Below are 12,330 nucleotides of genomic sequence, written 5' to 3'. Positions count from 1 at the left end.
AAGAGATAAAGGCGCACTGCGCCGGAGGAAGGAAATCCCGTGCTCATTTCACAGATTAAAGATGCCAGCGGCAACATCACCGTAGCGGTTCGCGAAGAAGGCGGAGAGGCACGCGCAGTCAAGGGCGCAGAGTCCGTTTATGCGATTGCCATGGAAGCCGCCAATGGCGGCAAGAACCTTGCAGATATCATTTCCGCGCATGGTCTGGGCGATGCCGTCGATCTTGAAAAGGCTTATGCCGAAGGTCGCTTCCTGCCGCCGATCACCCATCCCGATCCGGCTCATCTGCATCTGACCGGCACTGGCCTTACCCATCTCGGTTCGGCCGCGACCCGCGACAGCATGCACAAGAAAACCACGGAAGCCGCCGAGGAAAGCCTGACGGACTCCATGAAGATGTTCCGCATGGGTCTGGAAAACGGCAAGCCGAAGGCCGGTGAAAAGGGCGTTCAGCCCGAGTGGTTCTACAAGGGCAACGGCCATGTGGCGGCAGCGCCCGGTGCGGCGCTCACCTCGCCTTCGTTTGCGCTGGATGGCGGCGAAGAGCCTGAGATGGCAGGCATCTACGTGATTTCCGACAAGGGTGAAGCGGTGCGTATCGGCTTTGCCGTCTCGAACGAGTTTTCCGATCACGTCACCGAGCGGATCAACTATCTCTACCTCGCCCATTCCAAGCTGCGCCCGGCAAGCTTCGGCCCGGAAATTCGCGTCGGAGCTCCGCCGTCCGATATTCGCGGCACCTCGCGCATCCGCCGCGGCGATAAGGTCATCTTCGAAAAGCCGTTCGTATCGGGTGAAGACAACATGTCCCATACCTTCGCGAACCTCGAATATCACCACTTCAAATACGGCCTGTTCCGTGCGCCTGGCGATGTGCATGTGCACATGTTCGGCACGGCAACGCTTTCCTTCGCCGAAGGTATCAAGCCGGAAGAGGGCGACGTCTTCGAAATCGAAGCTGCCGGTTTCGGCCTGCCGCTGAAGAACCCGCTGGCGGTCGATGCGGAAGAAGAGATCGTGGTTCGGCAGATCTGATCTGCGGGCGATCTTTGGGAATGATAGAGGGAGCAATTGCTCCCTCTATTCGTCATACCGGCCCTGAGCCGGTATCCAGCCAGCCCGAGTCTTTGGGCTGAAAAGAGCCTTTTCTCCGCGCAGACGCGCGTCGGCTGGTTTCCGGCTCAAGGCCGGAATGACGCAGGTCATATTGTCTGCGTCAACTGATCACGAGCAAATGTCGCTATCGCTATCGCGAGGCAAAATCCTGCAGATGCGAAACATCCGCCAGTGAAACGACGGCGCGGTTCTGCCAGTAATCGTCTTCCTTCAAATGGGTGATGCTGCCGGAGCGCGCCGGAAAGCTGACATAACCGGCGCTGTCGATCGGCATCTTGATCCATGCCGCGATGACGAAGGTCAGGGCGAAGCCATGGGTCACGATGATCTGCGTGGCACAGGGCCGCGCGATGATCATGTTTACGGCTCGATACACCCTTTCAGCAAATTCGCGTCTCGTCTCGCCATCGGCAATACCGCCACGATGGTCAAGGCGATTATGGTGTGGTGCCGGGATTTGACGCTCATCAAGCCATTGCTGCGGCATGCCTTCGGCCTCACCGTAGCTCATTTCCCTGAGGCCACGCATGGTCTCCATTGGCTGCCCGAAGCGTTCCGCGATGATTTCTGCGGTCTGCGAGGCGCGAAGCAGGTCGGAGGTGAAGATTTCCACGGGCTCACCACCGACCAGCGTCGCCAGTCTGCCAGCCGCCGCCCTGGCATCGGTCCTGCCGTGCGGCGTCAGTTCGGTATCATACCAGCCGCCGACCCGGTTCTCGACATGGTGGACCGACTGAGGATGAGTTACGACATAGATGGTCTTCACGGTGGTGTCCTGCTTCTTTGCGGTCAGCCCTGTTCAAATCCCCAGAGCTTGCCTTCTCCCACTTCCACCGAGTTCCCGGAGGGGTCGCGGATATAGACGGAATAGCTATCATTCGGCCAGCGGTGATAGTGCTCGATAGGAATCCCGAGCGTTTCGAAGTGCGCTTTCCAGCCGTCTACCTCCGATTTGTCCCTTGCGTAAAAGCAGAAGTGGCCTTCACCTGCCGTGCCATGGCGAGGGATGGGAATATCGGGATCGGCCTTGCGCGACTTCTCGGGGTCGAAAACCAGCAGTACCTGCTGCCCGCATCTGAAAAAGACGAAGCTTCCGGGCACCTTGCGGATGATCTCCAGCCCGAAGACATCGCGGTAAAAAGCCTCGGCGGCTTCGAGATCATTCACATAGATCGCGGTTTCCATGATGGCTGTTGGCGGTTGCATGGTGCCTCCTATGGTCGAGATGTGGTCAGGAATGATGGGTAGGCGGCGGGCGGCGTCATGTCTTGTAGGTCAGCACCGTAAGATCGTGCTTGCCGACGCCCCGTTCGAGGATGGTCCAGCCGCAGTTGAGGTAATAGTCCTCAAGACTTGCCTCGCAGCAGAGGTAGCACGTCTCGTGACCGAGTTCGGCGGCCCTTTTTGTTGCGGCCTGCATCAACGCGCGCGCCACGCCAGAGCGTCGGCGGTCTTCTTCCACCCACAGGGCCGCGACCCAGGGAAGATAGTGCGGGCGCTCCTCGAGATCGCAATGAATGAGAAAAGCGGAGCCGACATAGGCGTCGCCATCATGGGCGACGAAACCGGTGGGGAGGGCGTGAGGATTTGTCATCTCTTTCAGGTGCTCGAGGACATCGCCCACCTTGAGGCCGCTATCCTGCCACCACGCCGTCCAGACCCTTTCTGCTATGATGGGTCCATGCGACTGGCAGTCGCGATAGTCGGAAATGCTGTACAATGCCGTCTCCCGGCCGGTTTTGTCCCAAAAGGATAAACCGGATCATGCTTTCAATTGAGAACGGCGATTAAAACGGGTGCTGCGCCTTTTTGCAACCGTCAACCTGTCGCGGTTGGTCAGTGCTTTTTGGCCATGACATGCAGCCAGTCTGTCGGCAGCTTGTCGTAACCGCTTCCCTGCCGGGCTTCGATCTCTACGCCCGTCCAGTCATAGTGCCCGTAAAGCTCCTCCAGCCATGACCCGGACGGATAATTGTAATAGCGGCCGAACGTATCGCGTCCTTCAGCCTCTCCGGCCTTGAAGCTCGCATAAAAGACGCCGCCCTGTTTCAGTGCCGTGTGGATGCGGCCGATGATGCCGCGCAGGGCAGGGCGTGGCACGTGCAGCAGGCAGGCATTGGCCCAGACGCCGTGATAGCGCCCGACCTCATCGATATTTTCGAACAGCAATGTCCTGACAGGAATGCCGAGTCGGGCTTCCGCAGCCTTCGCTATATCGGGCGTTCCATCGGTGGGATGCACGTCGAAACCGGCTGCCAGCATATATTCGCTGTCCTGCCCGCCGCCGCATCCTAGCTCGAGAATGCTGGCGCCTTTTTCCAACTGCGACAGGAATGTCTTGAGATGCGGGCGGTCCGCCGCCTGTCCGCGGGTGGTATAGGCGGTTGCGTTGTCAGTATAGAAACCGATCGTATCGTCGTCTCTGGCGGCCATGATCTCAGCTCTGGGACTGGCTCTGGCTCTGCGATTGCTGCACGGTAACTGAAACGCTCAGCGTCTCACCGGCCGGGCCGATGCGCATGCCAGATATAGGCGCGCAATCGCGATAGCAGAGACCGGATGCGATGCGGACATAACGGTCATCGGGGCAGATATTGTTGGCGGCGTCGAAGCCGACCCATCCAAGGCCCTGCAGATGCACCTCGGCCCAGGCGTGGGTAGCGGTTTGTTCCTCCACCGCCTCCATCATCAGATAACCGGATACATAACGGGCAGGCAGGCCCATCTGCCGGGCAGCGGAAATGAGAATATGGGCGTGGTCCTGACAGACGCCCCTGCCAGCCTCCAGTGCCGCTTCGGCCGTGGTTTCGATGTCGGTGGAGCCGGGAACATACTCCACCTTGCCGTGAATGTTTTCCATGAGATTGTGGAGGCGGGCAAGCTCGCTCTCGCCGACGCTCACCTTCACCAGTTCGCGTACCAGCTTTCCCGGTTTGGTCCGCGGCGTTTCCCGCAGGAAGAGCCAGAGCGGCGCGTTGCCGATGTGGTGACCGAACACGCCGGCCTTGTCCTGCGTGTTCACCGTGCCGCTCGCCACCACTTTGACCCGCTGCTGTGGGCCTTCCGTTTCCACCAGCGCGACGCGATTGCCGAAATGGTCGTCATAGGTCACTTCGACGGTCGCGCCATCGACCGAGACATCCCAGTCCTCCACCGTCTGGCTCGGGCCGGTCTGCGGTGTCAGGCGCAGCCGCTGCAAGGCATAGGGCATCGGCTCGTCATAGACATATTCCGTCGTATGGGTGATTTTCAGACGCATAAGCTGTCCCCGTCTACGCGCTCATTGATAGAAGCGGTAGCCTTCCGTGATTTCCTGTCCCAGTTGCCCGTTCCGATGGACGAATCTTTCCAGAAACTCGTGCAGGCCCTCGTCCATGACCCGGGCGATGGTGGTCGCGCGCAGACTGTCGCGGATGCTTTCCGCCGTATCGTGTGCCTTGTGCCGCTCGCTGTAGTCCTCGGCGATGTAATTGAGGTTGCTGGCGATCTTCTCGTAACAATAGGCAAGCGAACGCGGCATGCGTCCATTAAGAATGAGGAAGTCGGCGATGTTGGCCGGTTTGTATTCCGCATCATAGACCCAGCCATAGGAACGGTGGGCCGAAACCGAGCGCAGAATGGATTCCCATTGCGCATTGTCGAGCGATGAGCCGACATGCGCCACAGCTGGCAGCAGCACGTAATATTTGACGTCGAGAATGCGCGCCGTATTGTCGGCGCGTTCGATGAAGGTGCCGATACGGGAGAAATTGTAGAGATCGTTGCGCAGCATTGAACCGTGGAAGGCGCCGCGCACCAGACCGGCACGGTGTTTGATCACGTCGATGGTCTGCGGCAGTTCCGCATGGTTGAGCTTGCGGCCGAGGATGTTCTTCAGCTCGATCCAGAATTCGTTGGTGGCTTCCCATGTCTCGCGCGTCAACGCCGTGCGCACCATGCGGGCATTGTTGCGCCCCGCTTCGATGCAGGACATGACGCTGGATGGGTTCGATTTCTCGCGAAGAAGATAATCGATAGCATTTGCCGCCGTCACCTTTTCGCGTGTTTCGAGGAATTCCTCATGCACGCCCGCGCTTTGCAGCACGCCGTCCCAATCCTCGTCGCCGCTGCCTGAGCGCGTCAGTGAAACGCGCAGGCCCGCATCGATGAGCCGGGCGATGTTTTCAGCGCGCTCGATATACCGGAACATCCAGTAGAGCCCGTTTGCCGTTCTGCCCAGCATGGCTTAATCCTCCAGTACCCACGTATCCTTGGTGCCGCCGCCCTGGCTGGAATTGACCACCAGCGAGCCCTGCTTGAGCGCAACGCGGGTCAGGCCGCCGGGAATGATCTGCACCTTGTCCGAAACAAGGACATAAGGACGCAGATCGACATGGCGCGGCGCGATGCCGTTCTTGACCATGATCGGCACGGTGGAGAGCGACAGCGTCGGCTGTGCAATGTAGTTGGAGGGGCGTGCTCTCAGCTTTTCGGCAAACAGCGCCCGTTCCTTTTTCGATGCGGTGGGGCCGACCAGCATGCCGTAACCGCCTGAACCGTGGACCTCCTTGACGACGAGATCGGCAAGGTTGTCGAGAACGTATTTCAGGCTGTCCGGCTCGGAACAGCGCCAGGTCGGCACGTTTTCCAGGAGCGGCTTGCGGCCGGTATAAAATTCGACGATCTCGGGCATGTAGGAATAGATCGCCTTGTCGTCGGAAATGCCGGTGCCGGGGGCGTTGGCGATGGTGATGTTGCCGGCGCGATAGACATCCATGATGCCGGGAACGCCAAGCGCCGAATCCGGCCGAAAAGTCAGCGGGTCGAGGAAGTCGTCGTCGACGCGGCGGTAGAGAACGTCGATGGCCTCATAACCGCGTGTCGTGCGCATCTTCACCTTGCCGTCCATGACGCGAAGGTCGGAACCTTCCACCAGTTCCACACCCATCATGTCGGCGAGGAACGAGTGCTCGTAGTAGGCGGAATTATAGATGCCGGGGGTCAGCACCGCGACGCGCGGCTTGCCGGTGCAGCCCGGAGGGGCGAGCGAGGCAAGCGACTGGCGCAGCAGATAGGGGTAATCCTCCACCCGTCGCACGCGGTTTTCATGGAAAAGTTCCGGGAACATCTGCATCATCGTTTCGCGGTTTTCCAGCATGTAGCTGACACCTGACGGTGTGCGGGCATTGTCTTCCAGAACATAGAACTGGTCTTCGCCGGTGCGGACGATATCCGTGCCGACGATATGGGTGTAGACCCCGCCAGGCGGCGTGAAGCCGATCATTTCCGGCAGGAAGGCTTCGTTCTTTTCGATGATCTCACGGGGGATGCGCCCGGCGCGGATGATTTCCTGTTTGTGGTAGATATCGTCGAGGAAAGCATTGAGGGCGAGAACACGCTGTTCGATGCCCTGGGCCAGTTTGCGCCACTCACGGCCGGAGATGATGCGCGGGATAATATCGAAGGGTATCAGTTTTTCTGAACTATCGGCGTGGCCATAGACTGCGAAAGTAATGCCGGTTTTTCTGAAGATGTTTTCCGCGTCTTTTGATTTCTGGATCAGGTGCGCCCTGTCCTGCCGGCTGTACCATTCGTTATAGTTTTCATATGGGCTTCGCGGCGTGTTGTCCGCATTTATCATTTCGTCAAATGCCAACTTCGATGTCCCCTTTTTTGCCATATGAATACAACGACAAATGCAATGCAAGAACTATGCAGGCCTCCCCGAGAAGATTTTTTGTCGCCCTAGAGTTTTAAAAAAGAAGCGTTTTTTCGGCTTCCGCCTATAAATGCGGCATCGGCAAATTGGTTGCGGGGCGACGAGCGGTGTAAGCGGGCGGTGGCGCTGTTTGCGCCGTGGGCGAATGCATAAATTTTGTTCGCTCGCTTTCGGTTGATGAATGTCCGGCGTCACATCAGAAAATCTGAAAGATGTGATCACCAAAACGCCTTTGACCTTTTGCCGGGATGCGGATACCGCCATGCTGAACACCCGGCTCGACTATTCGCCGGTTTGCGTGAAGCCGCAGAAACATCAATTCGCCGTCTGTTCCGCACCGGTAGCGGACATCATGCTACACAGAGGATGCGCCCATGTCGCTCGACCGTTTGGCTCCGGCCATCTTCGTCTTTCTCTGGTCGACGGGCTGGGTCACCGCCAAATATGCGGTCTATTATACCGGGCCGCTGACCTTCCTCTGTCTGCGCTATCTTCTGGCGGGCGTTTTGCTGTGGGCGATCTGCCGCTTTTCGTCCATCCAGTGGCCCGAAAGTCGTGTCGGTATCTTCCGGGCGATCCTGTCAGGCGTCTTCCTCCACGGTCTTTATCTCGGCATGATCTGGTGGGCGATAGGGCAGGGCGTGCCGGCGGCGATCGGCGGCATTATCGCCGGCCTGCAGCCGCTGATGACGGCGGTGGCCGCCCGTTTCATGATCGGCGAAAGGATCTCGCCGCTGCAGCGCGCCGGCCTGCTCATCGGCTTTGCCGGCATCGCCATCGCGGTGCTGCCGAAGGTCATGGCCGCGGGTGCTGGCGGGCTGTCGGTGCCGCTTTACGCCGTGGCGGTGAATGTGCTGGGCATGACCTCGGTCACCTATGGCACGCTCTACCAGAAGAAGTACGTGCATGGCGGCAACATCATGGCGGTGGCAACGCTGCAATATGTCGGTGCGCTGCTGGTAACGGTTCCCTTCGCGCTTCTGCTGGAAGATGGGCATGTAGACTGGAGCCTCGGCCTTGCCGCCACGCTCGCCTGGTCTGTCGGCGCGATTTCCATCGGGGCCGTGGCGCTGCTTCTTTATCTGATCCGGCGCGGCCAGGTTTCGCGCGCCGCTTCGCTGATCTATCTCGTGCCGCCGCTTGCCGCGGTGGAAGCCGCCCTGCTTTTCGGCGAGACGCTGACGCCTGCGATGATTGCAGGTACGGTTCTGGCGGTGACAGGCGTTTATCTCGCCAATCGCAAACCTGCCGCATCGGTTGCGGCTGGTTAATTACTGCAACCTCATATTAGGGGTTTGTTAACCATAAAATTATACCTCTCGTTAATCACATGATTTGGCGGGGGTTACATGTCTATTTCACGTCGTGGTGTTCTGTTTGGATTGCCGCTGTTTCTGGCTGGCTGCGCAAACACCGGCATCGGCCAGCACAGGCTGGATTACGCGGCGAAGCCGGAGGAAAAATTCCCGCTTCCCGCTATGCATCTCGATAAGGTGAAGCCCGAACTGCGCCGGCAGGAGGTGGCCTATGATACGCGCCATCCGGCTGGAACGGTGGTTGTGGATACGCCGGCGCGGCGGCTTTATTATGTTCTCGGCGACGGTCGCGCAATGCGCTACGGCGTCGGTGTAGGCCGCCAGGGTCTTGTCCTGAAGGGTGACGCCTATATCGGTCGCAAGGCGGAATGGCCATCCTGGACACCAACCGCGAACATGATGCGCCGCGATCCGCGCAATCTGAAATTCGCAGCCGGTATGCCCGGCGGCCCGAACAATCCGCTTGGCGCCCGCGCGCTCTATCTTTATCGCGGCGGCAACGACACCATGTTCCGCCTGCATGGCACCAACCAGCCGCAGTCCATCGGCCACGCCATGTCGAGCGGCTGCATCCGCATGCTGAACCACGACATCATCGATCTCTATAGCCGCGTGCCTGTCGGTTCGAAGGTGGTGGTGCTGCAGGCGTGAGGCGGGACGGTTTTTCCGCCTGTTGCGATCGAAAAAATGTCTGAAGCCCTGAGTTGATTTTTCTGTAAGAAAGTCAATTTTCTATGGTGAAATCAACTATTTGTAGAAAATGGCGTTTTGAGTATTTTAGGTAGTTCTGCAATATCGGAAACGTGATTTCCGCTATTTCGGAGGTGTATCCATAAACGTGCCATCGCGCTCTTATCGGCGCTTCACCACTTCAACGGGGACACATCAACATGGCAATTTTCGATTCTCTCTCACGCTATCGCCCACAGGCACTCGGGGCGCTGCGCATCATGACGGCGCTGCTTTTCATTTCGCATGGAACGCAGAAACTGTTCGGTTTTCCGGCATCGCAGATGGAAGGTTCCCTGCCGACGATGCTGCTGGTGGCGGCGATTCTGGAATTCGTCGGCGGCATTCTCGTGCTGATCGGTCTTTTCACGCGTCCGGTCGCATTCATCCTGTCCGGCCAGATGGCGGTTGCCTATTTCATCGCGCATGGGCCGAAGAGCTTCTTCCCGGCACTCAACGGGGGTGATGCCGCCATCCTGTTCTGCTTCATCTTCCTCTATCTGTTCGTGGCCGGTCCGGGCGCTTTCTCGGTGGATGAGCGCCGGGCCTGATCTGCCTGACCGGACATCGATTTGTTTTGCCGAAACCCCGCGTGGCCAACGCCGCGCGGGGCTTCTTTTTAGAGCAGGGTCTATACTTCGGCCGCGGCCGAAGCATAGGCGCCTGTTTTCCGGTTAAGAACGGGTCACCCTCAATGCAGTTGGAAATCGATCCGTGACCTCTGAGAACCCCATCGCCCGCGAATTGCTGCTTCTGGCCCTGTTGTCCACGCTGTGGGCCGCATCCTACACTTTCATCAAGATCGGGGTGGAGACCATTCCGCCCCTTACCTTCATCGCATCGCGCACAATGATCGCCGGTCTGCTGCTCTTCGCGGTGATCCGGCTGCGCGGGTTGCGTTTGCCCACGGATTTAGCGACGTGGCGGCTGTTCTTCATTCAGGCCTGTATCAACAGCGTTCTCCCCTTCACGCTGATCGCCTGGGCCGAACAGAGCATCGATGCCGGCCTCGCCGTCATTCTCAATGCCACGACGCCGATCTTTACCTTTCTTCTCACGGCGCTCGTGATCCGGCATGAGGCAGTCAGCGGGCGTAAGCTGTTCGGCACGATTGCCGGCATGACGGGCGTTTGCCTCATTATCGGCATGGAGGCACTTGATGGGGCGGGCGAGGCGATATGGAGCCAGCTCGCCGTGCTGACAGCGGCATTTTCTTATGCCTGCGCGGCCATTTTCAGTAAAAATTTCAAAGGGCTCGATCCGATCATGCCGGCCGCCGGCTCGCTTATCTGCGGTGGTGTCCTGCTGCTGCCCGTGAGCCTGATTGTCGACCGACCCTGGACCTTGTCGCCTTCGGCGGCATCACTGGCGGCACTGTTGTGCCTCAGTGTGTTTTCGACCGCGCTCGCCTTCATGATCTATTTCCGGCTGATGCAGACACTCGGTTCGGTCGGTACCACCTCGCAGGCCTATCTCAGGGTGCCGGTCGGGGTTGCCATCGGCATGGCGTTTCTGGGGGAAATGCCGACGCCCGCCATGTGGGGTGGGCTCGTCTGCGTCATTGCGGGCGTGCTGGCGATGACCCTGCCGTCACGGCGTCGTCCAGTCGGGCAGGGGAGCTGAAGGCGAAGAAAAGCCCCGCTACCGGGTGTGGCTGCGGGGCTTGATTATTGGCGAGCGCGTGCCGCTTGTTTCTTCTCCCCGGCGGGGAGAAGAAACGCCCGGCAATGCTACGGCGTCCTCAATCCATTCAGAGCGCCTTAACGGTTGCGGCCGCGATGGCCGTTACCGGAAGCGCGTTTTTCCTGACCGTTGCCGCCGGCAGGGGCGTGGCGGTTGGCGCCGCTGCCGCCGGGCTTGCGGGCCGGACGACGATGCTTGCGCGGGCCAGCCGGGCGGCCTGCGTCGCCTTCGGCCTGCTTCACGCGCTTGAAGTCAGACGTGACTTCAAGATCATTGTCCGCATCGCGGGGCGCGTGGTGGCGAGACGGGCGGGATTCGCCGTTGTGGCGTCCGCCTTCGCGCGGGCCGCGCTGCTGGCCGCCATTGTTATTGCGTCCGCCGCGGTTGTTGTTGGGGCGCGTCGGGCTGGCAAGACCGGCCGGGCGTTCACCAGAAGCAACCGGAATATCGATCTTCATCAGCTTTTCGATGTCATGCAACAGGCGGGTCTCGTCCGGTGCGCAGAAAGCAATGGCGATGCCATCGCGGCCGGCACGGGCGGTACGGCCGATGCGGTGGACATAAGCGTCCGGTACTTCCGGCAGGTCATAGTTGAAGACGTGCGTCACGGCCGGGATATCGATGCCGCGGGCCGCGACGTCGGTTGCGACCAGAACCTTGATCTCGCCGTCCTTGAAGCCCTTCAGGGCGCGCTCGCGCTGGCCCTGGCTCTTGTTGCCGTGGATGGAGGCGACCTTGAAGCCGATATGTTCGAGATGCTTGTAGAGCTTCTCCGCACCGTGCTTTGTGCGCAGGAACACGATGGCGCGGCCATCCGGGTTCTCGTTGAGCGACTTCTTCAGAAGCTCGGTCTTGTCGTTCTTGCCCGCGACGAAGTGGACATATTGCTCCACCTTGTCGGCTGCCTTGCCGGGCGGGGTCACTTCGACCTTCAGCGGATCGGTCAGGTAGCTGTGGGCCAGATCGGCGATCGCCTTCGGCATGGTGGCGGAGAAGAGCAGCGTCTGGCGCTTGGCCGGCACCATCTTCGAGATCTTGCGCAGATCGTGGATGAAGCCGAGGTCGAGCATCTGGTCTGCTTCGTCCAGCACCAGATAGGTGACCTTGGAGAGCGAGATGGCGTTGCGGGCGATGAGGTCAAGCAGGCGGCCGGGGGTTGCCACCAGAATGTCCGTGCCCTTTTCGAGCTGGAGTTGCTGCTTGTTGATCGATGCGCCGCCAACCACCTGGTTGATGCGCAGCGGCGTCTTCTTCACGAAAGCGCGCAGGTTTTCGCCGATCTGGTTCACCAGCTCGCGGGTCGGGGCAAGGATGAGCGTGCGGCAGGTGCGGTTTGCCGGGCGGTCCGCCTGCTTCATCAGCATTTCGATGATCGGCAGGCCGAAAGCGGCGGTCTTGCCGGTTCCGGTCTGTGCGAGGCCGATCAGGTCGCGGCCTTCGAGCAGCAGCGGAATGGCTTTTGCCTGAATGGGGGTCGGGGTCGTGTAGCCAAGCTGGGTAACGCTGGCAACAATCTTTTCGGAGAGGCCGAGTTCGCTAAAACTGGTCAATATAATGCCTTTCGGGGCGCCAAAAACCAATCGTCCGGAACAGGGCTGCTGTCCGGCGGTTTCGGCGTCAAGAACCCCGCGTGAATTGGGAACTTGTGGGTTGGAATAACTTTCTGCGCATCAGTGCGGCACATGCCGTCTTCTGTATTCTCTGCGCTTTTCCTTCATGCGGGCCAAGTCTCTCTCGGACCAAGTCTTCTCAACATACGCTGCAGCTCACGCGGCTGCCGAAGGTGAA

Annotated in this window: 13 protein-coding genes; 5 read left to right on the top strand and 8 right to left on the bottom strand. The window is 59.6% G+C overall.

What is annotated here, in order from left to right; genetic code table 11:
• Nucleotides 1-39 precede the first annotated feature (39 nt).
• Nucleotides 40-1,035: a 2-keto-3-deoxy-L-arabinonate dehydratase AraD1 gene (gene araD1, locus BTN45_RS10455; RefSeq protein WP_207587615.1), complete on the top strand. Its 996-nt coding sequence runs from the start codon at nt 40-42 to the stop codon at nt 1,033-1,035.
• A 211-nt stretch (nt 1,036-1,246) separates the two neighbouring features.
• Here the strand turns inward: araD1 and BTN45_RS10450 are convergent, their stop codons facing one another.
• The 7 genes from BTN45_RS10450 to BTN45_RS10420 all read right to left on the bottom strand — a co-directional run bounded on the left by BTN45_RS10450 (nt 1,247) and on the right by BTN45_RS10420 (nt 6,751).
• Nucleotides 1,247-1,882 (bottom strand): histidine phosphatase family protein, encoded by a 636-nt coding sequence (locus BTN45_RS10450; RefSeq protein ID WP_207587613.1) that lies wholly within the window; start codon nt 1,880-1,882, stop codon nt 1,247-1,249.
• Between the two features lie 23 nt (nt 1,883-1,905).
• Nucleotides 1,906-2,322, bottom strand: a complete 417-nt coding sequence (locus BTN45_RS10445; protein ID WP_207587611.1) for a VOC family protein — start codon at nt 2,320-2,322, stop codon at nt 1,906-1,908.
• A 55-nt stretch (nt 2,323-2,377) separates the two neighbouring features.
• A complete protein-coding gene (locus tag BTN45_RS10440) occupies nt 2,378-2,836 on the bottom strand; it encodes a GNAT family N-acetyltransferase (RefSeq protein WP_035210644.1) in 459 nt (152 codons plus the stop codon).
• A 116-nt stretch (nt 2,837-2,952) separates the two neighbouring features.
• Nucleotides 2,953-3,549, bottom strand: coding sequence for a class I SAM-dependent methyltransferase (locus BTN45_RS10435; protein WP_207587600.1), 597 nt, complete (start codon nt 3,547-3,549; stop codon nt 2,953-2,955).
• Between the two features lie 4 nt (nt 3,550-3,553).
• Complete coding sequence (locus BTN45_RS10430; protein WP_004443136.1) at nt 3,554-4,375, bottom strand: transglutaminase family protein; 822 nt, start codon at nt 4,373-4,375, stop codon at nt 3,554-3,556.
• Between the two features lie 21 nt (nt 4,376-4,396).
• Nucleotides 4,397-5,338 (bottom strand): alpha-E domain-containing protein, encoded by a 942-nt coding sequence (locus BTN45_RS10425; protein ID WP_004443135.1) that lies wholly within the window; start codon nt 5,336-5,338, stop codon nt 4,397-4,399.
• Nucleotides 5,339-5,341: 3 nt separating this feature from the next.
• The gene (locus BTN45_RS10420) at nt 5,342-6,751 is read right to left on the bottom strand and encodes a circularly permuted type 2 ATP-grasp protein (protein WP_022556767.1); all 1,410 of its coding nucleotides are present in this window, start codon (nt 6,749-6,751) and stop codon (nt 5,342-5,344) included.
• Nucleotides 6,752-7,188: 437 nt separating this feature from the next.
• Between BTN45_RS10420 and BTN45_RS10415 the strand changes: the two genes are divergently transcribed.
• The 4 genes from BTN45_RS10415 to BTN45_RS10400 all read left to right on the top strand — a co-directional run bounded on the left by BTN45_RS10415 (nt 7,189) and on the right by BTN45_RS10400 (nt 10,482).
• Nucleotides 7,189-8,085 carry a DMT family transporter gene (locus BTN45_RS10415; protein ID WP_045532131.1) on the top strand — a complete coding sequence of 299 codons (897 nt, stop codon included), beginning with the start codon at nt 7,189-7,191 and terminating at the stop codon, nt 8,083-8,085.
• Nucleotides 8,086-8,163: 78 nt separating this feature from the next.
• Nucleotides 8,164-8,781, top strand: coding sequence for a L,D-transpeptidase (locus tag BTN45_RS10410; protein WP_207587598.1), 618 nt, complete (start codon nt 8,164-8,166; stop codon nt 8,779-8,781).
• Between the two features lie 239 nt (nt 8,782-9,020).
• Nucleotides 9,021-9,410 carry a DoxX family protein gene (locus BTN45_RS10405; protein WP_004443130.1) on the top strand — a complete coding sequence of 130 codons (390 nt, stop codon included), beginning with the start codon at nt 9,021-9,023 and terminating at the stop codon, nt 9,408-9,410.
• Between the two features lie 163 nt (nt 9,411-9,573).
• Nucleotides 9,574-10,482, top strand: coding sequence for an EamA family transporter (locus BTN45_RS10400; protein ID WP_207587596.1), 909 nt, complete (start codon nt 9,574-9,576; stop codon nt 10,480-10,482).
• Between the two features lie 137 nt (nt 10,483-10,619).
• Here BTN45_RS10400 and BTN45_RS10395 read toward each other — a convergent pair whose 3' ends face one another.
• Nucleotides 10,620-12,092 (bottom strand): DEAD/DEAH box helicase, encoded by a 1,473-nt coding sequence (locus tag BTN45_RS10395; protein ID WP_004443127.1) that lies wholly within the window; start codon nt 12,090-12,092, stop codon nt 10,620-10,622.
• Between the last annotated feature and the right edge of the window lie 238 nt (nt 12,093-12,330).

It is taken from the genome of Rhizobium sp. ZX09, from assembly GCF_017357485.1.
Taxonomy (GTDB): Bacteria; Pseudomonadota; Alphaproteobacteria; order Rhizobiales; family Rhizobiaceae; genus Agrobacterium; species Agrobacterium pusense.
Note: the sequence above shows the minus strand (reverse complement) of the source record. Positions and strands in the feature narration are given on the sequence as shown.

Bases quoted from the DNA above. Each gene is read 5' to 3' on its own strand.
- BTN45_RS10405 (WP_004443130.1), top strand. From the start codon at position 9,021: ATGGCAATTTTCGATTCTCTCTCACGCTATCGCCCACAGGCACTCGGG.
- BTN45_RS10430 (WP_004443136.1), bottom strand. From the start codon at position 4,375: ATGCGTCTGAAAATCACCCATACGACGGAATATGTCTATGACGAGCCG.
- BTN45_RS10445 (WP_207587611.1), bottom strand. From the start codon at position 2,322: ATGCAACCGCCAACAGCCATCATGGAAACCGCGATCTATGTGAATGAT.
- BTN45_RS10410 (WP_207587598.1), top strand. From the start codon at position 8,164: ATGTCTATTTCACGTCGTGGTGTTCTGTTTGGATTGCCGCTGTTTCTG.
- BTN45_RS10415 (WP_045532131.1), top strand. From the start codon at position 7,189: ATGTCGCTCGACCGTTTGGCTCCGGCCATCTTCGTCTTTCTCTGGTCG.
- BTN45_RS10425 (WP_004443135.1), bottom strand. From the start codon at position 5,338: ATGCTGGGCAGAACGGCAAACGGGCTCTACTGGATGTTCCGGTATATC.
- BTN45_RS10435 (WP_207587600.1), bottom strand. From the start codon at position 3,549: ATGGCCGCCAGAGACGACGATACGATCGGTTTCTATACTGACAACGCA.